We start from the raw sequence: 21,555 nt of genomic DNA, 5'->3' as shown, positions 1-21,555 counted from the left end.
AAGCAGCCGGCATGTTGGCCGGCTCGAAGGGGGTTTCTGGCATTTAGGCCGCTCGCTTAGAGCGACCTGACAATGTGGGACTTGGCTGCCGGGAACATCTCGTGGAACAAGCTGACGCCTGCAGCGTCCATGGCGACACGGGCAGGCTGCTGCGCCTGGCCGGCGCCAGGCAGAGGCTGGGCCTTAAGGATGGCCGGCAGTGCCGAGGGATGAACTCCGTCGATATTGACGCCTAGCGACGTGAGCGCGGTGCGATAGACGGCATCGGCGCTGTCGTGAGCCATGGCGAGCTTACCGATGTAGGGGCGCACGGCCTCTTCCGCAGCGCGAACCTGGGCGGACTCTTCGCGGGCCTCGCGCTTGGCGCGATCGACAGCAGCCGAAACCGCAGCGGCGATCGCCGTGTCCATGGCCTTCTTGTCGACCTTGTCATCGTCGTCGTCATCGTCCTTCTCCGCGTCTTCAGCGGCTTTCTTCTTTTTGTCCTCTTCCTCGACGGCGTCGTCTTCGGCCTTTTTCTTCTTGGCCTCTTCGTCGTCCTCGTCCTCTTCGTCGTTGGCTTCCTTCACCTCGACCCCGTCGAGCGCGACCAGGAGCGCCTCGAGATCGTCGAGCTTGGCGTCAGCGGCCAGCTTGCCCTGGGTCGCCTTGCCGACCGCCTCGATGATGGCGGGCCGCTTGGCCTTGAAATTTTTGGCGGTGATGTCGGCCAGAACCGGGCGCAGATCGATCTTCTGATCGGCGGCCAGCTTGGGCATGACGTGGGCTAGGATCGCGCCGTGGGCGACGGACGCCATGCGCGAAGCAGAGCTGTTTTCTTCATCGTGTTGATCTCCTGTTTGCTGTCGCCGACCACAACATCAGGCCCGGCGCGGCCTTCCTCAACCAAGGCGACGTGATTGGCGGAAATGTCCCGCATCACGCCGTCGTAGGATTCTCCAGCCAGCGTGCCGGGCGTCATGTCGGCCCGGTAGCGATAGCTGCTCGATAGTTCTTTCTGCCGATCCGATTCGATCAGCGCGATTGCAGCGCCATCCCAGATGCTGAGCGGCGCCATGAGGTACGGCGCATGGAACTCGACGGCATCGCCCAGAGCCCCGACAACGGCTTCGCGCGGGTGTTCCTTGGCGCTGACTGGAATGTGCTTGAGCAAGAGCGGCTTGCCGACGAAGGACGGGGCGGCCTTGGCCAGCTCCTCCGCATTGCGATAGAGGCGGAAGACCCGCTCGGGATCCAGCCCCAGCGCTTCGAAAGCCGGGATCTCGCGGCCGTAATAGGGGCAAACGTTGGCCTTGGAGATCGGCGTCATCTCGACGCGCAGATGACCGTCCTGGTCGAACACGCGCACGCTGTTGCGATCCATCGCCAGTGCGTCGTTGGCCTGCTTCGGCCGCGCAACGCCGGTACCCTCGCATTCGTCGCAGACGATCCCAGGACCGGCGAGTTCACCGGTGCCACCGCAAAGCGGGCAATCGGCGGCTGCGATGCCCTCGTCCTTCGTCCATTTCACGAAGTTGGAGCGCAGCTGATCCCACGCCTCGGGAGCCATGTCTGCGGCGATGCCAAGACGCTCGCCCAGCATGTCGCGCAGGCCCGGATGCACCGGCTCAGGCAGCGAGCCCAGAGGGGCCCAGGCATATCCGGAGTGCTCCGCTGACAGCCTGGGCTGGAACTTCTCGACCACCGGCTGCGCATACGTGTAGTGCAGCCAGCCTTGTGGCGTAGGGCGCACTCCAGCAGTTTCGCGGGGCCGGCCTCCAGGAACATCTCGGGCCCTGTCGCTTCCTCTCCCGTCTCGCGCGTGGCCGTCTGGAGCGGCGTTTCGCCTTCCTCAGACTTGCCGCCGGGCCAGCACCAATGGCCGGGCCAGTTGGTGTCGGTCGACGAGCGGCGCAGCACCAGGACATCGCCATCGGGCGCGACCAACATCAGCGAGGCGGCTTGGCCGGCACTGTCCTTGCCGACGAACTCATCGCCGATAGGCTTCGGAATGCCGAGCGTGGACATCAGATCAATTTCCTGTAATGTAAGGCCGCGCCTCACAAACTTGTTGACTTGGAATGTGTGAGGCGTTACCTTACAAACATGCTCAAGTCTTTCCGAAACAAAGCCCTGCAACGCTTCTTCGAGACCGGCAGTCCGCGCGGTCTCAGCGTGCAAGACGACAAGCGTGTCGCCCGCATCCTTCGGGCCTTGGAAGCAGCCTCAAAGCCGGAAGACATGGACCTTCCCGGCTATCGCTTCCACGGCCTTTCGGGCGATCAGAAGGGGCGCTATTCTGTTCGAGTGAACGGAAATTGGCGCATCACCTTCGGTTTTGACGGCGAAGACGTTATCGAGGTAGAACTAGAGGATTACCACTGATGAACACGGCACCCATCAAGCGCGGCCTGCCCGCGATGCATCCCGGAGAGCTTCTGCGCGAGGACGTCATCCCGGCGCTCGACAAGTCGAAGACCGAGATCGCCAAGCTGCTCGGCATTTCCCGGCGCACGCTCTACGACATCCTGGACGAAAAGCAGCCCGTCACGGTCCCCATGGCGTTGCGCCTCGGCAAGCTGGTTGGCAACGGTCCGGTGCTCTGGCTCAACCTCCAGCGCAACTATGATCTGGAACAGGCCGAGAGGGCGCTCAGCGCCGAGATCGAGGCGATCCCGACGCTGACCGCGGCGTGAGGCGCATGGCAACCGATCGGTTGGACCGTCTGGCAATTTTTCTAGCGGCAGGGACAGGCGGGTTCTGTCTCGGTGCGTTGCTGGCGCCGGCGATGGTGAACCAGCGAATTCAATGGGAAACACTCGCGACCGGCGTTCTGGCCATTGCTGCTGCGGCGTGGTCTGTGCGTGCGGCTATGAAGCTGGACCGTGAGCAGGGACGCCGCCACAACGACACTCAACGGTTAACGCTGCGGGCAGACCGAGCGAGTGCCGCCCGTGCAGCTTATCTGGCCGGCGACTTCTTCGACATGACGTACTTGGCCGAAGTTGATGAGCTTCTCGCTGACGCTGGACCGGAAACGGTGATGGCGTCCAATGCGAGACTCGTTCAGCGGGCTCGAGATTGGAAAGTAGACATCCGAGGCAAGTTGAACTCTGTCCTCATCACCGAGGCCAGGCCGCTCTTCGACCCGATGACAGCGGTGCACTACGACACCCTCGAACAGTTATCGGACGAGATCGAACATCCGCTGGACGCGCTTGATGCTGTGGGCGCTTTCGAAGATGTCGAGCTGATGCTTGACCGGCGCTCTGCCGTCGTCACGGTGATGGAAGACATTCGCGCACACCTTAAATGTTCGCTGACGACCTTGCGGAACTTGGGCAGACCTTTTTGTAGGTCACGAAAACCCCTTGATGACTGGCTTCCCGACACAGCGGCAACCCGGCTCCTCACCTGGTCGGATGAAGCGTTTGACCGCTGGGTCGTACCAGCCAGTCGAAATCTTGTAGCGGACCTTTTTACGGCCAGCCGCAACGTGCGTGGGGCGAGGTTCTTTCCCGCCGCCGCTGTGGTGCCATTCGGCTTCGTCGATGCCGAGTTCCAACTGGCGTGCGGTATTGAAGGCCGCCGTCGCCTTGTTGTTCTGGTCGAGCGCGATGAAGGCCGCGCGCCGCTTCGTAATGCCCGAGTAGCGCTCCAGCTCAGCCACTAGGCCGGCAAGATCGCGGCCGGTCTGCACCGACCGCATGACCGCGCCTTCGACCTGGTCGAAATACTGCGACGGGATCGACTTGATCAGCGACACGTTGGCGTGGACCGTCGCGTCGACAACGTCGCGCATCGCTGCCGTCATCTTGAATTCGACCGAGATGCCGCCATCGCGAAGGATCTTGCGGAGCGCCTGGCTCGATCGCTTTTCCACCGAGAGCGCGAAATAGTCGCCCAGCTGCAACGAAGCCACGTCGAAGCGCTTGGTCCACTGCACAGCGAGTTTGCGGATCGATCGGCGCAGCGCATCCGCCGGCGTCTCGTCCGCGCCATACGGGGCGTATTGGCCCGGTAGGAGGCTTTCAGCCAGTAGATCACGCTCTGGCTCATGGCCTCGATCAGCGCGGTCACCTTGCCCCTGTAGGCGGCTTCAATCCCGGCGTTGGGTCGGACGGGGCGAAGCACCTTTTCGTTGCGCTTTGCGGTCCGTCGGCTTTGCAGGCTGGACATCGCGATCCCTCAGCGTCTCGGCGATCTCGTGATCGTCGGGCGCCTGTGCTTTGAGCATTTCGAAGAGGTTGGAACTCAAACCGTGATCTCGCAGACCGGTACCTCAAACCGATGCGCCCGAGTTCGCTTACCACCACCATCTCACGTGCCTTCGGCAACCGATCGCGCCGACTGGGACCGCTCGAGGCGCGGTACGACAATGCGTTGAGAATGCGATCATTGGACGGTGGCCTGGACTTTGAAACATTGGCTCTCAGCTGCTCGGCGGGATGTTCGGGTTGCTGCGACCGTGTTGGGGCATGCTGGTCCCAGGCCTCGCCTCGGGTTGTTAAGGGCCGGGTCTGATTCCAACTCTTATCCGGTGCCGAGCCGAGGATTCGATGGCACCAGCGACGTTGCGTCCCTATATCAACGAATGCCCCCCGAACGGGGCCGACCGGCCCCTTCACTTGAGAGCCAGCTCGCCGTGACCTTGCCTGCCACTGCTGAACAATCCCGAGGCACCCAGATGCAGCTTCCCGCCCTGCGCAACAGCTATGCACAATTGCCCGAGCGCTTCTTCGCGCAAACAGGTCCGCAGCCGGTGTCCGAACCTCGGCTGATCCGCTTCAACCGACCCCTCGCCGAGGAACTAGGGCTCGACGCCGACCAGTTCACCAGCCCGGACGGAGTGGAGATGCTTGCCGGCAGCAGATTTCCGGAAGGCCTGCAGCCAGTCGCCTTGGCCTATGCGGGCCACCAGTTCGGTAATTTCGTGCCTCAGCTCGGCGACGGTCGCGCCCTCCTGCTTGGCGAAGTGGTGGACGTCAACGGCATCCGCCGCGACATACAGCTGAAGGGATCGGGGCCGACGCGGTTCTCGCGCAACGGTGACGGCCGCGCCGCACTGGGTCCTGTCCTACGTGAGTATGTGGTCAGCGAAGCGATGGCGGCGCTGGGCATCCCGACGACGCGAACCTTGGCGGCGGTGCTCACCGGCGACCCCGTGCATCGCGAGGTCCGGCTGCCCGGCGCCGTGCTGACACGAGTGGCGGCAAGCCATATCCGGATCGGCACCTTCCAATATTTCGCCGCGCGCCACGACACCGAGGGGCTCAAGATCCTCGCTGACTATGCCATTGAGCGTCATTTCCCGCACTTGTTAGGGCAAGCACGGCGGTACCGCGCTTTGCTGGACGCCGTGGTCACAGCACAAGCGGATCTGGTGGCGCGCTGGATGCTTGTCGGCTTCATCCACGGCGTCATGAACACCGACAACATGGCGATCTCGGGCGAGACCATCGACTATGGCCCATGCGCCTTCATGGACGCCTATGACCCCGGCTCGGTGTTCAGCTCGATCGACCGCGTCGGCCGCTACGCCTATGCCAACCAGCCTCGCATCGCCACATGGAACCTTGCGCGCCTTGCCGAGACGCTGCTGCCGCTCATGAGCACGGATGAGAATGAAGCTGTCGCAGAAGCCGAAGAAGTGCTGAGGTCGTTCCAGCCCTCCTATGAGGCTGTGTTGCAGCGCGGGTTCCGCAGAAAACTCGGATTGCTGACCGAGGCGGAGGCCGACCTGCAGCTCGCGGCTGATTTCCTCGATGTGCTGGCTCGCGGCGAAGCCGACTTTACGCTCGGCTTCCGACGCCTGGGCGACGACCTCGACGCCTCGGAAGGTCAGGGCACGGCCCGGGAGCTGTTTAGGGATCCAGCCGCATTCGACGCCTGGTCGGTGCGGTGGCGCGAGCGGATCGCAAGTGAAGCAGCCGACACTGTTACGCGACGGGCGGTCATGCATGCCGTCAATCCCAAATTCATCCCTCGCAACCATCGCCTTGAGGCGATGATACAAGCGGCGCTGGGCGGCGACTTCACACCCTTCGATGAGATTCTGAGGGTCGTGAGCCATCCCTTCGATGAGCAGCCAGAAATGGAAGGCTATGCTGACCCGCCACGCCCGGATGAACGCGTCCTACAGACATTCTGCGGCACATGAGACATTCATGATGGAGGTCTAACATGTGCAAATGCGGGAGCGCTTTTCGCACGCTATCGTGGTGGCTACTACTCTCGGAAGGATGCGAACTGTGACAATTATAGAATTAGCATTCGAATTGCTGGCACGGAAGCTAGTAGACCACACCGGAATATCCGACGAAGATGCTCGTGACCTTGTCGCAGCCATGGGCGCTGACTGGTCATCGCTCGTGCGGGCAGCGAGGGTGATGAAAGAGATTTAGGTCTTTCAATCTTTCGGCAATTAGCCGCAGGCCATGGAAAGGCCGATCCTCCCGATCCGGTACCGGATAGCATTCTTTTGGCGGCTGCAAAGTTGCAAGCGGGTTCCGGCAAAGATTGTAAAGGAGTGATGGAGGCCGACGCAGCGCCCGAGAGCTATCGCGCGGCCCCAGTCGCGAACGCCGCCAGCTTGATCGCATCGAAACAGGCGCCGGCAAGTTGAGCCTTTACTGTTGATCCAGCACCCTCCAGAACCTCTCCATGCCGCAAGGTGGCGGGCTTTTCGAGTTGGACTTGATCCGGCGCCGCCGCCACGCCGCACAAAAGGTCGTCGCGATGGCCCCGCGAGATTCAGGCAGTCCCTTGTCACCCCCGAGCCTGGGGCCTGAGATAGACTGCCAGGCAACAACTACAGATCCCCAGTCCGACGATTGGGTAGCTCAATGCCAAGATAGCGGCGAGCCCAAAAAGGCTGCATGACCCGCTGCACTTGTGGTGACACCTCCTCCTCTGGCAACGGATCAATGAGTTCGCGGATCAACAATAGATATGTCAGGTTAACCAGGAAGAACACGGTCGCATAGAAGGCGACCGGCTGCGGTGCCAACTCGCTTACGGCCATCCATGCCGTGGCCAGGGGGAGCAGCGAGACTGAGAACAGGTGCGCGAAATTGTACCACATTAAGGATGCCGTGCTCTCTTTCGCGTAGCGCAAGAGATGATGGTGGTTCGCCCAGACAATCGCAATGAAGAGATAGCTTACACCGTAGCTAAGCCAGGTTTCCCATGATGCCAAAAGGGCTTCGAGCGTCGGCACTTCCGGCGGGCGCAGGTCCAAAACTAGAACTGTGATCAGTACGGCGAACACGCCATCGGAAAATGCGTTCAGCCTTTCCAGGCCAGGTGAAGGTATCACGTGCGTCCCCATTTTATTCCTGAGCTAATGCTAACCCATTCCAGTCGCTGCTCAATAGACACCCCGGCTTCATTGGCCCAAGGACCCCCCTCGCCGCCATTACTCTAGTTGCGCGGCTGGCAATTTTGCCCGGTCCTTCGTCGTGGTATCTCGATCCGCAATGACACGAGACAGTCGCATGCTGATTATCAAGGTTGCGGTCGTGGTTCTTTCTTTGTGGCGGCCGCCGAGCTGGTGATCGGGTAGTGGTCAGTCCGAAATTCAGCCCCGATCACAATATGCGCTCCGGTCCAGCCTTATCGACAGGCACTGCGCTTGCTTGAGGAGGCCCAGGCAGAAACCTGCCGGCAATCCGTCGCGTTCGCAGCCTTTGTCAAAGCCGCAAGAGATCAGGACATGGTTGTTGTTTCTGATCAGCCGAGTGAGGCCCTCAAGCGCCTCGACGCTGGCAAGCTCGATCTGCGACCAAGATTGCCAGTTGCCGCGCTCGGTTTGAGCAACAAGCGCACAGCGCGTCCAGCCTGCGAGGCAAGCCCGCGCCCCTCGGCAGAAAAGCGCGGGCCGACCAAGTTTGCCCTTGGCCAGCAGCGCGGAGGGACGTCGGAGTGCGCTGCGTTGGCCCAAACTTGCATTGAACCAAGCTGTTCCCGCAAAGCAAAAAAGGCCGCCGTTGGGAGCCCGCGGTCAGGTTAGAAGTGTCGCGGCAAAAAGCCACCCGTACCAAGCCGGGCGACCGAAAGCAAATGTTAGACTGCTCTAATGGATGATTCGAATGTTGGGCGACCGTGGCCTATCAGGTGCGAGAAATCTTGTCGGGGCGAATGCTTGCCGAGTATCACGTCGAGGCCAGCACCTCTTTCAGAGCCGCCGAGCAGGCTACAGGGCGCCCGCTGACGCTTCACAGATGGGGTGAGTATTTCCTTGAAGTGACAGACGAGCGGAGCGGGCGAGTATCCACATATCAGTACGCCGACTTGCCCTACTGAGCAGTTCGAGTTGTGGGGACAAGTATCAATAAGAAAGCTCGCCACCAGACAGGCAGCGGGCGGGTGGTAACGCTAGACCTTTTCCGTTAGCCGGTCGGTCCGGTGTGACCGTGATCGATGAATAAGTTCGGGCCGTAGCGGACAAACGTTCACGCTTGGTCAGAACGGGCTTCGCGTATGTTTTTCTTCATCGCGCAGCTCACACCTTGCTCGGGCGGATACGGGAACGAGCTGATCGATTCCAACGCACTCTCGCTGACTGTTGAGCGACGTCTCGCGATAAATTTCAATCCTTATTGGGAACCATCATCAAATGTTAATCGTTGACCGCGCCGAAACGGGGACGCGACGATGCAGGGGACAGTGAGAAGCCGCCGCAGGCCAGCCTTATCGAAAGGCTTATCCGAGAGACCGGGATTAGCGAGGAGCAAGCCATAGAGCTTGTCCTTTTTCTGGGAAGAGAGTGGAGTTCGCTAGTTCGCGAAGCGAACTCCTTCTGGGCAAAAAATAGCATGCCAGCCAGTTATGATTGTACATGCGAGGCCGGCTGAAAAAGCCCGCCAGCCAGAGCCAGCGGGCAGTCACTTGGGAAGGCTGAAGTAGGCGGCCCGCGCCCGAACCCGCAGTCTGATATGTGTTCCACGGCTAAATTAGTTTGCCATCAGTCCCGGTCCGTGTGCCTCGATCCGGGAGTGCTCCGGAGCCGCGGGCGCGGTGGAAACAGGTCAACCCGGCAACTGGGCCGTCCACATCAATCGCTTGAGGAAAGCGCAGGCCGCACAGGCCCGGTGGCATTCCACTGGATGAACTCGACTTCCTTGCGCGTCGCTTCCCGCACGGACTTCAACAGCGCATCATGCAGGGTGCGCGTCGCGCGGTAATGGTCGCAGTGTGGCGATATAAACGGCTTTATGATGCTTTTGTGCAGCGCTTCCGCCGCCATCAGAAAGCGCTCGATTTCAGCCTGGGAAAGCTGTTTTGATGGTTTGGACCTAGCCATTGGCAAACTCCGTTTTAGGGGGTTCGCCGCAACAGGGAGGATTATATTCCCCTTCTTTGAATAGTTGGCAAGCCCTATCGTCAATCGGCCAAGCTGCCATCACGGTGCTGCATCGCCTGCAGAATGACTTCGAAGACGCTGCCGACCTCGTCGGTGATCTCCACCGGGTCGATGCCGTCGCGCTCGGCCGCTCGCATCGCCTCGCTGGCGAGGTCGCTCGCCGCGATCGGATCGTCCGTTTGGCAGATGCTCTGCCATCCACCGGTCGAGGAAATTGGCACCGCGAGTGCTCATCGGGGCATAAGCCGCCCGGAGACATTAGGTTCCGCTTATCCTTCCAGTCGCCGAAGAGCGGCCTGCGCGGATTTCAGATTTTCGAGTAAGCTTTCAAGCAGCAGCTCGTCCTGCTCTGTCGGCCGCCCACTCCCCCTCCCGCTTCAATATCTGATCTTGGATGGACAAGGCGACGGATGCTCTTTAATCTCCATTCTGGACTCATACTAGAACAACAGGGACTAGCCATGCCCCCACGGCTGGGTAGCGTCCATGGTGGAGGCTAGCTGCTTGGTGTCCCACCGCCTAAAACCGCGTTCAATAAGCAGAACGATGCATATCCCGATCGCGATATACATCCCGGCGCGTGCTACGATGCTGCGCAGGTCACCGTTGAAAATCATGTACAAGATATGGCCGAGGAAGACGCCAACCGCCCCGCCGCGTCCATAGCCTAGATCTGTGCACCATATCAGTGCCTCTCCGTTTTGCCTGCGGCTGGGGTAGCGCCACTTAATCGCCCTCAGAGGTGCCGGCCTGTATCGCCGACAAGAATCGCCTCTGCTGGCTTGAACGCAAAAAGCCCGCCGGCCGGAGCCAGCGGGCAAGCCACTTGGGAAGGCCGCGGGAGTGGTGCGGCCAGCTCCCGAACCATGGTCGCAGCCAGATGTTCCGCAGCCCTTGAAAGAGCCCGCCGCCTTTCCCCAGGGGGGGTTCGTTGTCTTCGGCGTTTGTGGCGCCCTCTGCGCGGATGCACGCTCGACGACTGCGCGAAATCTGTCGGGTCGCTTCGAGTCTTAGGCGTGCGCTCAAAGGAGCCGTTTCAATTGCTTTGTGCACGTGACAATATAGTCTCCTAGGGGTGCCGCGCTTTTGCTGCCGATACTGCGGCAACCTTGTTATTCTCACGTCTAGCGCTTGCTCGCTGCCGCGCCGCTGCGATCATCTCGCTCTTCGTCGTAGGGAACCCAGCAAGCCCGTACGCATTCACAATCGAGCCGAAGCGCTTCGTGAAAACCTTGCATTTCGGCAGGCCGCTGGCAGCGTTGATCAAAGCCATCGTGACGAATCCAAATTCGGCATGCAGTCGGCGGACGCCGTCTAGAAGTTCATCATCTGAGTAGTATTTGCCCCGTAGGCCAGTTGGCGGGCACTCAAAACCAACGGCCCTGTAGGCGGTCAGGAGGCTGCCGAAGTGCGCGGAATAGCATGCGAGGATGGTGTGTAGCGGCACTCGTTGATAGTATCTTGTGAGAGCTTCTTTTTAGATCGGAAGAGCCGCTTCAGCTTCTTCAGCATGTCCGCTTCCTGCAAGGGATAGATCCGTTGCGAACGAAGCTCCCGCTGCGCCCGAGCAAACGTTTTGGGAGCCACTATAGGTTCCATCACCTTGCATAATGAACTTCAGGCGCATCAACTCACTCCGGCAACCGTCAACTCAATAAGCATTAGCTAAAATAGTTCCGGAACATTTAGCATGGCGGATGTTGCGGGCCGCATGACAAAGCTAGCCGACTTGGCCCTCCGATTCCCGGCAAACTGCACGGAGAGCAGCACCTCGATGAGCATCTTCACTTCTGCCCGCATTGCGGTCAGCGGGTCGATCAACGCGATCTGCGGCAATCTTCTGGCATGAGCGGCCTGGTCATGAACCGCTGGAGCCTGAGGCGAAGGTGATCGAATTTCCTAAACGGAAATCCAGCGAGGACGGAAATCCATGATGGGTGCGAGTCAGTCGGCCAAGCTGCCATCGCGGTGCTGCACTTGCGGCGGATGGCGGCGGACATCCAGCAGTTGGAGGCGGGTCGGCTAATCGTTGGCGCTTACCCGGCGCTAGCCAGTTATGTGCTACCCCGCTTTGTCGGGACGTTCGCCCGATGCCACCCCAAGCTGCGGCTGTCGCTGGAGCCGGAAGCTTCCGTACGGATCGCTGAGCTCGCTGCCAGCAAGCAACTCGACATTGGCTTGATGACAATGCCGGTGGTCGACCCGGCGACCACCTGCTCTCATCTTTGAGACGGCTTCGGTCTGCGTACTGCCGACGGGACATCCCTTGAGCGAGAAGGATGCGATCGAAGCTGCTGATATCCGCGATCGAAGCTTCATCGCACTTGGACGCGAGGACGGCTCGCGCCAAGCCATCGACCGCAGCCTCGAGAACGCGGGAGTTCGCGTCGAGGTGCGCTTCGAGGCTCATTATAGCGACGCCGCTTGTGCTCTCGTGGCTGAGCGGCTTGGCGTCTCCATCCTCGACAAGGTCAGCGGAACGCTCGCCATCAAGCCGTTCCTTCCCTACGTGGCCTGCCATGTCTACTTAACCCGCAGCCGCACGCATATGCCGTCCCTCCTCCAAGATCAGTTGGAGCGGGAGTTCCGCGTCTATCTGGAAGAGCACTTTTCGTAAAAACACATCAGCTGCTCAAATGTGCAGCAAAGGAACGAGGGGTTGGCAGCACCCTCGGGGGATGTCCCGTTTGGGGCGCGTATCAGGGTTCGTGCTGACGCGCTATCAGGAAGGCATATGTCCCGGAAGTGATGCCTCCCAAACTGTCCAAATGCCGAACCTAGTGTCCCGCTTTGTCCATAAGCGCGCGCAACTCGGGCTGAGACGTGACCCAAAAAAGTTCGAAAAGCTTCCAAAAACCCCAGTCGATGGCGAATTGTAGAACCGTCTGACGTACGGCTCTCCGTTGGCTAGGGGTTCGTTCGGCTTTTGCAGTTCCTGATTCGTGCGGGCATATATCCGGCGATTATCCGGTTGACAAACCCAAGGTGGAATAGGAATATAATCATGACAGGCCGGCATTAACTGATTTGCTATCGCTCCCCTTGAAGCCCCGGCTTTGGCCGTCATATTCCCGTATATGCCTGGTAGGGACATTTCCATCTTCGATCTAGACGAGCTTCGTGAGGCATTCATGAAGTCTGTCCGCGAAAACAACGTCTCGCCTGCCGAATGGGGCGAACATGCCCAATGGTTCATTCAACAGCTGGCGGTTCACAAGCTTTCGGATGCGGCGGTTAGCCAGATCACCGGAGAGCCGGACGATAGCCATCCATAGAAAAGCCCCCAGTGCTGGGTGATGCATTGGGGGCTTAAGGCATGTATCCAGCCGTAGCGGAATGGCCGGCGCGGGGGCGGCATTTAGGGATGCGGTTCCGCGCCGGCCACTGCGGTGGAATTGATGTTCCTTCCGCACAGATTAATTTATAGGCACATTAGCTATCACGCAACTACGCCTATCGGCGCTACCCAGCCGTAGGGGATGGCAGGCCGACAATCTGAGTCAATCCGTCGCACCCGTTAACTCTTATTTAACCTTATGATTCTGTTATGATTTCTCCCTTAACGGAGGGCGAATCATATGGATGCTACCTACAATCTCAACGGCGGCTTTAAGCCAACGATGAAAAGGTTTGCCGATCTCGCCGGGCCTGACTATTTCCCAACGCCTGCCTGGGCCACCCATGCCCTCATGGAAAACGAGACGTTCACCGGAGAGATATGGGAAAGCGCCTGCGGCGACGGCGCTATGTCCCGGGTGCTAGAGACAAGGGGCAACCCGGTGCGCAGTTCGGATTTATACAACCGTGGCTTTGGTGAGGCTGGCATCGACTTCAACATTGCCAAGATGCGCGCCGACAACATCGTGACGAACCCGCCCTATAACAGCGCAGAAAGCTTCGTACGGTCTGGCGTCAAACTGGCCCGCAACAAATTCGCGCTGCTTCTTAGGCTCGCGTTTCTGGAGGGGGCAAATCGGGCAAACACGATCTTCGCCGAAAGCCCGCCAGCGCGCGTGTGGGTCTTCAGCGAACGGATCACATTCTACCCAGCCGGAGCCGTGCAAGCCGGTAGCGGCACCACCGCCTACGCGTGGTTCGTCTGGGATAAAAGCTCCCCCGCAAAGACCGAATTGAAGTGGTTCCAGCCCGGCTACAAGGCCAAGTATCGGTAGCTATATGGCGTGACGGGCCTGCTGATGAACCCTACCGGCGGCAGTTATCCGAAGTCCGCCGTCTATCTGCTCTAGAAAACCCCGATAGATGAAGTTTCTACTGGAACCCTTGTGCGACGTGATGTTGCGTACACGTTGTTCCCAAATAGCTTCATTGGGCCTCGTCGCGGAACCTTGATAGTCACCTGCCGTAAGAGCAATTCGGCTTGGTATCTCATGGATGAGCGCAGCTATCGGCGCTTCACCATTTGGACGCTCAACCAAGATATCTTCCACAATCTCTGAAAGCCGCCGTTCTGTTGTCATGCCTTAAACCCTCCCGAAGTAATGGAGGGGACAATACGGCGCACCGATAAAGAGTCAACAGACGCAGCGCTGGGCTGATCAGGGTTTTTCTTGCTCGCGCTTACGTCGCACCAGTTCCTTTATCTGCTCGTTGGTGAGTTTCGGTGCGCGCGCGATCTTGTCCAGCACGGCATCGAACGCCGCGTCGGACTGATCGGTTTTCAGTTCGCGCGCTGCTTCGCGGAATTTGTCCAGTTGACTCTTTGGGGGATTGGTTTTTGACATCTCAGGATGCACTTCATTTACATTGATGATTCAAGTGAACGCCCGACGCACATTTTCTCTGCGATAGCCGTTCCTGTGAGTCGGTGGAACGAAACATTTCTTGGCCTAAAGCAATGGCGGACGCATCTGCGCACGACGCACGGGATTTCCACTACATACGAGCTTCACGCCAACCAATTCCTCTCGGGGCGTGGCTCCCTCGGCACTCTAAATACCATTAGTCGCCACAAGCGCGCACAAATTTTTCATACCTCGTTTGCGGTCACCGAATGGCTGCTGGGCTTCGATGCTCGCGTTTTCAACGTATGCCTGAACAACGATAGACAAGACTGGGCATTCGAAAGGCTCTTGAACCGGATAAACCGAACCATGCACTCTTGGGGCTCTTACGCGCATCTCATTTGCGACGAAGGCAAGGAAGAGCATTACACGAAAATGGTTCGTCGAATGAGGGTGTTCAATCCGATACCCAGCAACCGTGGCATATGGGATGACACCGGGGCACTCACCAGAAACATTACTTTGGATCGCATAATCGAGGATCCACAATTCAAGAGTTCAGCGCGCAGCTATTTCATACAGCAATGCGATTTTGTGGCTTATGGCCTACTGAGAAAAGAGCGCCCTACACCAAAAACCAAGCGCTATGGAATCCACAAGTCGTTCGAGCAACTGGACGGTACGTTGGTCCGCGAATGCAATTTGAGAGACCCGCACGGGATTATCAGATGAAGAGAGGCCAAGGGGTTGCCTTGGCCTCTAAGCAGAACCTACCCCGGCCACTACAACCGGATCGATTACCGCAGAGCAAAATATAGGGTTCAAGATAGGGAAAAGCAAGTAAAATCAGAAGCTTAGGTTATTTTCTGCTAACCCTTTGTTTATGAATCGCTTTTGCGTTTCCGCTTCGGTCGCACCCTCGCGTAGCGCCAGAGCGGCAATTCCAACTGCACCGGCTTTCGGAAGTGTGTTCGCTTCGCGTCAATCAGGTCTGCGATAGGTGAGGCGCTTACCGGCGGCACCCTTCAAGGCGATGAATGCGCGAGTGCCGTCATCAACGCCCATGGCGATACGGTTTGAATAGCGGAAATCGAATTCGGCAAGGTAGCGGTGCAAGTGCTGCTCGCCGCAATGCTGATAGACGCCCTTCATGCCGCGCTTGAAGATCGAATAGAAGCCTTCCACGGTGTTGGTGTGGATGGTCTTTGCGCCTTCGTAGCGGACATATTCATCCTTGGAATGCGTGACGACATCGTGCGAAGCGAATTCCTGGCCCACGCGGCGATACATGCCAGCCTCGTCCGTCATCAACGCGCTTTCCTTGGCGATGTTGGCGCGAACGATAGGCATAACGGTGCCAATGCGGGCGGTATCGACATGGAAGGAACGGGCGCGACCACCGCGCTCAACAAGCGTAACGACAGTGTTCTTGTGAGAAGTGCCGGCCTTTACCGGGGTATCCTTCAAGCGACCGATATACGTCTCGTCAGCTTCAACGGTCTTGCCATTGCCACCAAGCGGGGACAGGTCGCCAGACGCCATTGCAAGGCGAATGCGATGGCACAGGAACCAAGCGGCCTCATAGGTGCATTCGAGTATGCGGTGCATCTGGTGGGCGCTGATACCCTTCTTGGACGCGCACATAAGGTGGATAGCCTGTAGCCACTTGGTCAGCGGCAAATGGCTTTCCTCAAAGATCGAACCCATACGGACGGTGAACTGCGAGCGGCAAGCGCTGCACTTGTACAGGCCATGACGCTCGACGCCGTGCGGGTTCTTTTTGGAGGGCTTGGTGCGAACGCCCTTCAATGCGTAGTGGCGATCAACGCTACCGCACTTCGGGCACACCGGACCGTTGGGCCACAGTATCGACTCCACATGCTCGAAAGCCTTGGCTTCGTCGTGGAATTCGGGGCGGGACAGAACGGACATGGAAATCTCCTATGTCCTTACCCTACGTAATCAGGTTGGGTTTGTCAACCGGATAATCGCCATATATCCGACCTGTAGGTGCGGCCATTCATGTGTCGCTGCCACAATGCCATTCGCGCGGCTCAGGCCCAATCGTAAGCTCGCACTTGAGGTGCACGGCCCCAGTCGGTTTTCCTGATCCGGCGGCATCAACCGGCTTCGTGCATTAGCTCCTGCCCGCACTTTCCAAACTCGTCAGTGATCGCTCGCCTTTGGTTCGGTTTATGCGATGAGCGGCTCCCTGTAGCGCTCGCCGTTCGCTGGACACGAGTCCCTAAGTGCACGGTTCGGGGGAGACTGAATTACCCAAAAGTTTGACTGGCGAGGGCATAGGTCACCGGTGCAACTGCGCCGTCGATGCCAAAATCGGAGAGGTGTTTGCCCAGCGACATGGTGAGCACCGTGTCGAAAACTGGCATTCCGCTGTGCGACAGAAAGGCAGCGAACTCGCCATTGTCCATGTGGGTGTCGATACGCAGGAAAGACCCCGCATGGTCGGCCACGTGCGGCCGGACGATCGCCACGGCGTCGGCGTCGCTTTCCGCCACGACCGGCCCCACGACATGGCCCCGTCCGAACGGCCGGCAGAGCGCGAATGCGTTCAGCTTATCGCCCTTGAAAAGACCATAGCCGGCCGAGTGTGCGAAAAGCTTCTCGATGAGCGCCGCCCGCCTCACGCCAAACCCTGCCGCGTCGAGCGCGATCACGGCGGGAATATCATTTTCGACTAAACTCCGGACTTCGCCGCGGGTATTTTCCTGCCCAACTGCCGTCTGCGCACGGACGATGCCCTGGCATTGATAAACGGTCTTCTCCGGCTGGAAGTCGAGCGAGAGATAGAGCCGCCTTGCCGCGCGCGTTGCGTTGAGGCGCAAGTCGCGGCCGACGACCTTGTCGAAGACCCGCTTCATCAACCATTGCCCCGCCCCCAGCGTCTGGAGTCGCGGTGAGGTGATGACCATGCCCACGGTGGCGAAATCGGTACCATGGGCGAACCACATGGCCGAGCCGAGAACCCGGCCGATCTCATCGAGCGCCACCAACCCCTGCCCCGACTCACGCACGAATTGCCAATCCTCGGCGCGATGCGGCCACCCCACGGAGAGCGAGAGCGCGTGCAAACGGTCCAGTTCGACGTCTTCGATGTCGCCAATCCGCATCGAGAAGGTATCGATTTTCAAGCTTCCGGACGGCTTCAATTCCATGCCCCTGCAAGATTTCCGCAACCAGAGCGCCACGCACCGATGGCCACCCTCTGCCGCCAACGCTAAACGAGCAGACCGATACGATTTGCTCGAAAGCCGCGCAGCAACGCAAGATTCAACTGAAACATTTCAGCTTTCGGCACGCAATCGCGAAAGAACGCAGGCATCCTCTTTGGAAATCTGGCAGCATATGGTCGACGGCACCGATCCCGGCCAATCCGAAACGCTTTGAGGGCTGGAATGGACGTCTTCGACATCCTCGATCGTCTCGTCGCCTTTCCATCGGTCGCCGGCAGGCCGAACGGCGACGTCGCCGGCTGGATCGAGGCCTATCTCGCGGAACAGGGAATCCAGGTCACCGTGCTTCCAGGTCCGGAAGGCGATCGTTCCAATCTTTTCGCGACGATCGGCCCTGCCGATAACCCGGGCTACATACTGTCCGGCCACATGGACGTTGTTCCTGCCAGCGAGCCGCAATGGAGCTCGAGCCCTTTCGCGCTGCGCAAGGAGGGCGAACGGCTCTACGGACGAGGCACCACGGACATGAAGGGGTTTCTTGCCGCAGCACTCGCGGCCGCTCCCAGGCTTGCGGGACTGCGCCTTGCCAGGCCCATCCACCTCGCCTTCTCCTATGACGAGGAAGTGGGATGTCGCGGCGTGCCGCATTTGATCGCCCGCCTTCCCGAACTTTGCGCCAAGCCGCTCGGCGTCATCGTCGGCGAGCCGAGCGGCATGCGCGCCGTGCGCGGCCACAAGGGCAAGGCAGCCGCCCGCGTATCCATCAAGGGACGTGCGGGGCATTCCTCAAGACCCGATCTCGGCCTCAACGCCATCCATGCCATGGCCGCTGTGCTGGGCGCGGCCGTGAACGAGGCTGAACGGCTGACGCACGGTCCATTCGACCCTGCCTTCGAGCCATCCTACTCCTCGCTGCAAGCTGGCGTCGTCGCGGGCGGACATCAGGTCAACATCATCCCCGACACCTGCACGCTGGACCTGGAGGCACGCGCCATACCTGGCGTCGACCCGGCGAGCCTGCTGGCGCCTGTGAGGGCACGCGCAGAGGCTCTCGCGGCGGATGGCTTTCGCACCGAGTGGAGTCCGATGAGCGCCTATCCGGCGATGTCGCTGCCGCCGGACGCGCCACTCGCTGGACTGCTGCACGCCTTGACCGGCGAGGTGCCGCTTGCCGCCGTCAGCTACGGTACGGAGGCCGGACTTTACCAGGCCGCCGGGCTCGATGCGATCATCTGCGGCCCCGGCGACATCGACCGCGCCCACAAGCCGGACGAATACATCCTTGCCAGCGAACTTGCCGCCTGCCAGCGATTGATCGAAGCGCTGGGCGCCCGCTGCGCGGCTTGAAAGGGAACTGGAATGACATTCCTGTTCAATTCCGATGCGCGCCGCGGGGCGGTCTTCGCCGATGCCTTCGCGAGAGACCTGCCGGACGTCCCCTTGACGATGAATGCCGCAACGGTCAATCCCGACACCGTGCGTTACCTGATCAGTTGGACCGTGCCGGATAATCTCGCCCGCTACAGGAACCTGGAAATCCTGTTCTCCATCGGCGCCGGCGTCGACCAGTTTCGCCTCGATGCGGTGCCTGCGAAGGTGAAGATCGTGCGCATGATCGAGCAAGGCATCGTACGCATGATGCAGGAATATGTGACGCTTGCCGTGCTCGGGCTCCACCGCAACCTGCCTGGATATCTGGCGCAGCAGCGCGCCCGCGAATGGGCCGATATCGCGCAGCCGCAGGCCGGGTCGCGTCGGGTTGGCGTGCTCGGCCTCGGGCAGCTTGGCCAAGCCGTCCTCGATCGCCTGAAGCCCTTCGGCTTCCCGCTTGCAGGATGGAGCCGCTCGCCGCGGCGGATCGAGGGCGTGACCTGTCATCATGGCGAGCCCGGATTGAACGAGATGCTTGCGGCCAGCGACATTTTGATCTGCCTGCTGCCGCTGACCGAGGAGACGCGGAGTTTCCTCGATGCCGGCCTGTTTGCGAAACTGCCCGAGGGCGCGGCGCTCGTCCACACCGGCCGGGGGCCGCAGCTCGACCAGGAAGCCCTTGTCGCCGCACTCGACAGCGGCCACATTTCGGCGGCGATGATCGACGTCACCGATCCCGAACCGCTGCCGGCGGGCCATCCGTTCTGGTCGCATCCGAAGATCATTCTGACCCCGCATGTCGCCAGCGTCACCCAGCCCGCCAGCGCCGCACAGGCCGTTGTCGAAAACATCAAGCGTTACCGCGCCGGTCTTGACCCCATCGGGCTCGTCGACCGGTCGCGCGGCTATTGAATTTCAACATGAAAGGCTATCCCTTGTCCCTGCTCAAGACCGTCGATACCAGCCCTGCCTTCCAGCCGCGCGAATCCGGGGCGCTGCCCGAACGGCTGATTTCCGGCAACCCCGCCTTCAAGACCTGGGCTCAGGATGTCGCCAAGGGCGACCTCGTCCATACCGGCGTCTGGGAGGCGACGCCTGGCCAAACGCGCTCGATCAAGGGCGAGACTTTCGAGTTCTGCCACATCCTCTCCGGCGTGATCGAAATCACGCCCGACGGCGGCAAAACGGTGACCTACCGCGCCGGCGACAGCTTCGTGATGAAACCTGGCTTCACCGGCATTTGGAAGACCATCGAAACGGTCCGCAAGATCTACGTAACCGTGGGGTAGCGGGAGCGCGAGGGCGCCGGCCTCCGCAACAGATTTTGCCGTCTGTCATCGCCGGCACACAACAATCATCCGCGACCGATCGTCGAACGGTGCATGCTGCGCCAGAGCCCGCGCTAGGCTCCTGCAGAATATTCCAGAGTGGGTGCCATGGGCCTGAGCTTCGACCCGGATACCGTCTCCCTTCCCGTCGGCCATTTCATTGGCGGGGAACTGATCGCGGCCGAGGGTGCGATCGAGATGCACCGACCGTCGGACGGCAAGGCATATGCCGCTTGCCCGGTGGCCGGCGTCGACATGGTCGACCGTGCCGTTGAAAGCGCCAACGCGGCGCTGAAGTCCAGCAACTGGGGCGGCGTTCGGCCGCGCGAACGGACGAAGGCACTCCAGGCCTGGGCCGACCTGATCGAAGCGGAAGCCGAAACGCTGGCCAGGATCGAGGCGCTGTGCTCCACCCGGCCTGTCGGCCAGCTCGTCGCCGGCGACATCGCGATAACCGCCGAGCAGATCCGTTTCTTTGCCGAATTCGCCGACAAGGAAGGCAGCGAGCTCGTGCCGACCGACGACGCCACTCTCGGCATGATCATGAGCGAGCCCTATGGCGTGGTCGGCGCGATCACGCCCTGGAATTTTCCCATCTCGATGGCCGGATGGAAGCTCGGTCCGGCATTGGCCGCGGGCAATGCGGTCGTGCTGAAGCCATCGGAGATGACGCCCTTTTCGGCAGTCTACATGGCGCAACTCGCCGTCAAAGCGGGCCTGCCGGCAGGGCTCATAAACGTGGTGCTGGGAGACGGTCCGACGACCGGCACGGCGCTGACCGGCCATCTCGATATCGCCAAGATCAGCTTCACCGGCTCGACCCGCGCCGGATCGGCAATCATGGAGAACGTGGCCCGCACCGGCGTCAAGCCGATGACGCTGGAACTCGGCGGCAAGAGCCCGCAGATCGTCTTTGCCGATGCCGATCTGGACAAGGCGGCAACGGCCGTCGCCGGCAGCGTCACTTTCAATGCCGGCCAGGCCTGCGTCGCCGGCACACGCCTGATCGTCGAGAGGAGCGTGGCCGACAGGCTGGCGGCCGCGATCCTGGAGAGGATGAAGGCTGTGCGCCCCGGCCCGACCTGGGACGAGGCAACGCAATATTCGCCTGTTATCTCGGAGCGGCAGCGGGCGCGTGTCGACTGCATCGTGCGGGCCGCGATCGACGCCGGCGGCGAATGCCTGACCGGTGGCGGCGTCATGGACAGCCCCGGCTATTTCTACCAGCCGACGCTGATCGCCGATGTCGACCAGGCCAATCCGGCGATTGTCGAGGAAATCTTCGGCCCGGTCCTGACCATTCAGACCTTCGAGACGGAGGAAGAGGCGCTGGCGCTGTCCAGCCATCCAACCTACGGGCTGGCTTCCGGCCTGTTCACTTCCGACCTGTCCCGCACGATCCGCTTGGCGCGCAAGCTTGAGGCGGGCACCGTCTGGGTCAATCGCTACAGCCGCTCGCGCGACCATATCCTGCCGACCGGAGGCTACAAGCGCTCCGGCATCGGCAAGGATCTCGGCCGCGAGGCCTATCTCGCCAACCGCAGGACCAAGAGCGTCCTGATCAGCCTCTAGAGAGA

The 21,555-nt window shown here is 60.5% G+C and carries 22 protein-coding genes; 11 read left to right on the top strand and 11 right to left on the bottom strand.

What is annotated here, in order from left to right:
* Positions 1-56: 56 nt before the first annotated feature.
* Together FJ943_RS13600 and FJ943_RS13595 are read right to left on the bottom strand one after the other, a co-directional pair.
* A complete protein-coding gene (locus tag FJ943_RS13600; protein ID WP_140722117.1) occupies positions 57-797 on the bottom strand; it encodes a hypothetical protein in 741 nt (246 codons plus the stop codon).
* Positions 767-1,732, bottom strand: coding sequence for a DUF2213 domain-containing protein (locus FJ943_RS13595; RefSeq protein ID WP_224720452.1), 966 nt, complete (start codon positions 1,730-1,732; stop codon positions 767-769). Before FJ943_RS13595 ends, FJ943_RS13600 begins: the two co-directional genes overlap by 31 nt.
* A 353-nt stretch (positions 1,733-2,085) precedes the next feature.
* Between FJ943_RS13595 and FJ943_RS13585 the strand changes: the two genes are divergently transcribed.
* Together FJ943_RS13585 and FJ943_RS13580 are read left to right on the top strand one after the other, a co-directional pair.
* Positions 2,086-2,364, top strand: a complete 279-nt coding sequence (locus FJ943_RS13585; RefSeq protein WP_140663671.1) for a type II toxin-antitoxin system RelE/ParE family toxin — start codon at positions 2,086-2,088, stop codon at positions 2,362-2,364.
* The gene (locus tag FJ943_RS13580) at positions 2,364-2,675 is read left to right on the top strand and encodes a HigA family addiction module antitoxin (protein ID WP_140663673.1); all 312 of its coding nucleotides are present in this window, start codon (positions 2,364-2,366) and stop codon (positions 2,673-2,675) included. Before FJ943_RS13585 ends, FJ943_RS13580 begins: the two co-directional genes overlap by 1 nt.
* Before the next feature lie 662 nt (positions 2,676-3,337).
* On the opposite strand, the gene FJ943_RS13575 is transcribed toward FJ943_RS13580, so the two are convergent.
* Entirely contained in the window at positions 3,338-3,925 is a 588-nt protein-coding gene (locus FJ943_RS13575; protein WP_210242406.1) for a phage minor head protein, read from the bottom strand.
* Positions 3,926-4,666: 741 nt separating this feature from the next.
* Between FJ943_RS13575 and FJ943_RS13570 the strand changes: the two genes are divergently transcribed.
* Entirely contained in the window at positions 4,667-6,139 is a 1,473-nt protein-coding gene (locus FJ943_RS13570) for a protein adenylyltransferase SelO (RefSeq protein WP_140722628.1), read from the top strand.
* Between the two features lie 651 nt (positions 6,140-6,790).
* Here FJ943_RS13570 and FJ943_RS13560 read toward each other — a convergent pair.
* The 4 genes from FJ943_RS13560 to FJ943_RS13540 all read right to left on the bottom strand — a co-directional run bounded on the left by FJ943_RS13560 (position 6,791) and on the right by FJ943_RS13540 (position 10,616).
* A complete protein-coding gene (locus tag FJ943_RS13560; RefSeq protein ID WP_246671869.1) occupies positions 6,791-7,309 on the bottom strand; it encodes a TMEM175 family protein in 519 nt (172 codons plus the stop codon).
* Between the two features lie 1,725 nt (positions 7,310-9,034).
* Complete coding sequence (locus FJ943_RS13550; protein WP_140722111.1) at positions 9,035-9,283, bottom strand: hypothetical protein; 249 nt, start codon at positions 9,281-9,283, stop codon at positions 9,035-9,037.
* Positions 9,284-9,363: 80 nt separating this feature from the next.
* Positions 9,364-9,564, bottom strand: a complete 201-nt coding sequence (locus tag FJ943_RS13545; RefSeq protein WP_181177914.1) for a DUF768 domain-containing protein — start codon at positions 9,562-9,564, stop codon at positions 9,364-9,366.
* Between the two features lie 848 nt (positions 9,565-10,412).
* A complete protein-coding gene (locus tag FJ943_RS13540) occupies positions 10,413-10,616 on the bottom strand; it encodes a hypothetical protein (protein WP_140663680.1) in 204 nt (67 codons plus the stop codon).
* Between the two features lie 948 nt (positions 10,617-11,564).
* On the opposite strand from FJ943_RS13540, the gene FJ943_RS30240 reads away from it, so the two are divergent.
* The 3 genes from FJ943_RS30240 to FJ943_RS13520 all read left to right on the top strand — a co-directional run bounded on the left by FJ943_RS30240 (position 11,565) and on the right by FJ943_RS13520 (position 13,515).
* Positions 11,565-11,960, top strand: a complete 396-nt coding sequence (locus tag FJ943_RS30240) for a LysR substrate-binding domain-containing protein (RefSeq protein WP_140663683.1) — start codon at positions 11,565-11,567, stop codon at positions 11,958-11,960.
* A gap of 514 nt (positions 11,961-12,474) precedes the next feature.
* On the top strand, positions 12,475-12,618 hold the full coding sequence (locus FJ943_RS29620) for a hypothetical protein (RefSeq protein ID WP_181174550.1): 144 nt from the start codon (positions 12,475-12,477) through the stop codon (positions 12,616-12,618).
* Positions 12,619-12,921: 303 nt separating this feature from the next.
* Complete coding sequence (locus tag FJ943_RS13520) at positions 12,922-13,515, top strand: hypothetical protein (protein WP_140722108.1); 594 nt, start codon at positions 12,922-12,924, stop codon at positions 13,513-13,515.
* On the opposite strand, the gene FJ943_RS13515 is transcribed toward FJ943_RS13520, so the two are convergent.
* Positions 13,516-13,821, bottom strand: a complete 306-nt coding sequence (locus FJ943_RS13515; RefSeq protein ID WP_140722106.1) for a hypothetical protein — start codon at positions 13,819-13,821, stop codon at positions 13,516-13,518.
* Positions 13,822-13,899: 78 nt separating this feature from the next.
* Positions 13,900-14,085, bottom strand: a complete 186-nt coding sequence (locus tag FJ943_RS13510) for a hypothetical protein (protein ID WP_140722104.1) — start codon at positions 14,083-14,085, stop codon at positions 13,900-13,902.
* Positions 14,086-14,091: 6 nt separating this feature from the next.
* Here FJ943_RS13510 and FJ943_RS13505 point away from each other — a divergent pair, with 6 nt between their 5' ends.
* A complete protein-coding gene (locus tag FJ943_RS13505) occupies positions 14,092-14,817 on the top strand; it encodes a DUF3800 domain-containing protein (RefSeq protein WP_140722102.1) in 726 nt (241 codons plus the stop codon).
* Positions 14,818-15,066: 249 nt separating this feature from the next.
* Here the strand turns inward: FJ943_RS13505 and FJ943_RS13500 are convergent, their stop codons facing one another.
* Together FJ943_RS13500 and FJ943_RS13495 are read right to left on the bottom strand one after the other, a co-directional pair.
* Positions 15,067-16,017, bottom strand: a complete 951-nt coding sequence (locus FJ943_RS13500; protein WP_140722100.1) for an IS1595 family transposase — start codon at positions 16,015-16,017, stop codon at positions 15,067-15,069.
* Between the two features lie 341 nt (positions 16,018-16,358).
* Complete coding sequence (locus FJ943_RS13495; RefSeq protein WP_140722098.1) at positions 16,359-17,261, bottom strand: GNAT family N-acetyltransferase; 903 nt, start codon at positions 17,259-17,261, stop codon at positions 16,359-16,361.
* A gap of 240 nt (positions 17,262-17,501) precedes the next feature.
* On the opposite strand from FJ943_RS13495, the gene argE reads away from it, so the two are divergent.
* The 4 genes from argE to FJ943_RS13475 all read left to right on the top strand — a co-directional run bounded on the left by argE (position 17,502) and on the right by FJ943_RS13475 (position 21,550).
* Positions 17,502-18,626, top strand: a complete 1,125-nt coding sequence (argE, locus tag FJ943_RS13490; RefSeq protein ID WP_140663687.1) for an acetylornithine deacetylase — start codon at positions 17,502-17,504, stop codon at positions 18,624-18,626.
* Between the two features lie 12 nt (positions 18,627-18,638).
* Entirely contained in the window at positions 18,639-19,562 is a 924-nt protein-coding gene (locus FJ943_RS13485) for a glyoxylate/hydroxypyruvate reductase A (protein ID WP_140663689.1), read from the top strand.
* Between the two features lie 23 nt (positions 19,563-19,585).
* On the top strand, positions 19,586-19,939 hold the full coding sequence (locus tag FJ943_RS13480; protein ID WP_140664006.1) for a cupin domain-containing protein: 354 nt from the start codon (positions 19,586-19,588) through the stop codon (positions 19,937-19,939).
* 147 nt (positions 19,940-20,086) lie between these two features.
* Positions 20,087-21,550, top strand: coding sequence for an aldehyde dehydrogenase (locus FJ943_RS13475; RefSeq protein ID WP_140722096.1), 1,464 nt, complete (start codon positions 20,087-20,089; stop codon positions 21,548-21,550).
* The last annotated feature ends 5 nt before the right edge of the window (positions 21,551-21,555 follow it).

This window comes from Mesorhizobium sp. B2-3-10 (assembly GCF_006442275.1).
Classification (GTDB): domain Bacteria; phylum Pseudomonadota; class Alphaproteobacteria; order Rhizobiales; family Rhizobiaceae; genus Mesorhizobium; species Mesorhizobium australicum.
The sequence above is the reverse complement of the archived record's forward strand: the minus strand, read 5'-3'. Positions and strand labels throughout refer to the sequence as shown.

What these genes read in the sequence shown, in the direction of transcription:
- FJ943_RS13580 (WP_140663673.1), top strand. Translation starts at nt 2,364, where the DNA reads ATGAACACGGCACCCATCAAGCGCGGCCTGCCCGCGATGCATCCCGGA.
- FJ943_RS13505 (WP_140722102.1), top strand. Translation starts at nt 14,092, where the DNA reads ATGCACTTCATTTACATTGATGATTCAAGTGAACGCCCGACGCACATT.
- argE (WP_140663687.1), top strand. Translation starts at nt 17,502, where the DNA reads ATGGACGTCTTCGACATCCTCGATCGTCTCGTCGCCTTTCCATCGGTC.
- FJ943_RS13475 (WP_140722096.1), top strand. Translation starts at nt 20,087, where the DNA reads ATGGGCCTGAGCTTCGACCCGGATACCGTCTCCCTTCCCGTCGGCCAT.
- FJ943_RS13560 (WP_246671869.1), bottom strand. Translation starts at nt 7,309, where the DNA reads ATGGGGACGCACGTGATACCTTCACCTGGCCTGGAAAGGCTGAACGCA.
- FJ943_RS13485 (WP_140663689.1), top strand. Translation starts at nt 18,639, where the DNA reads ATGACATTCCTGTTCAATTCCGATGCGCGCCGCGGGGCGGTCTTCGCC.
- FJ943_RS29620 (WP_181174550.1), top strand. Translation starts at nt 12,475, where the DNA reads ATGAAGTCTGTCCGCGAAAACAACGTCTCGCCTGCCGAATGGGGCGAA.
- FJ943_RS13510 (WP_140722104.1), bottom strand. Translation starts at nt 14,085, where the DNA reads ATGTCAAAAACCAATCCCCCAAAGAGTCAACTGGACAAATTCCGCGAA.
- FJ943_RS13570 (WP_140722628.1), top strand. Translation starts at nt 4,667, where the DNA reads ATGCAGCTTCCCGCCCTGCGCAACAGCTATGCACAATTGCCCGAGCGC.
- FJ943_RS13585 (WP_140663671.1), top strand. Translation starts at nt 2,086, where the DNA reads ATGCTCAAGTCTTTCCGAAACAAAGCCCTGCAACGCTTCTTCGAGACC.
- FJ943_RS13600 (WP_140722117.1), bottom strand. Translation starts at nt 797, where the DNA reads ATGGCGTCCGTCGCCCACGGCGCGATCCTAGCCCACGTCATGCCCAAG.
- FJ943_RS13550 (WP_140722111.1), bottom strand. Translation starts at nt 9,283, where the DNA reads ATGGCTAGGTCCAAACCATCAAAACAGCTTTCCCAGGCTGAAATCGAG.
- FJ943_RS13540 (WP_140663680.1), bottom strand. Translation starts at nt 10,616, where the DNA reads ATGGCTTTGATCAACGCTGCCAGCGGCCTGCCGAAATGCAAGGTTTTC.
- FJ943_RS13515 (WP_140722106.1), bottom strand. Translation starts at nt 13,821, where the DNA reads ATGACAACAGAACGGCGGCTTTCAGAGATTGTGGAAGATATCTTGGTT.
- FJ943_RS13500 (WP_140722100.1), bottom strand. Translation starts at nt 16,017, where the DNA reads ATGTCCGTTCTGTCCCGCCCCGAATTCCACGACGAAGCCAAGGCTTTC.
- FJ943_RS13495 (WP_140722098.1), bottom strand. Translation starts at nt 17,261, where the DNA reads ATGGAATTGAAGCCGTCCGGAAGCTTGAAAATCGATACCTTCTCGATG.
- FJ943_RS13520 (WP_140722108.1), top strand. Translation starts at nt 12,922, where the DNA reads ATGGATGCTACCTACAATCTCAACGGCGGCTTTAAGCCAACGATGAAA.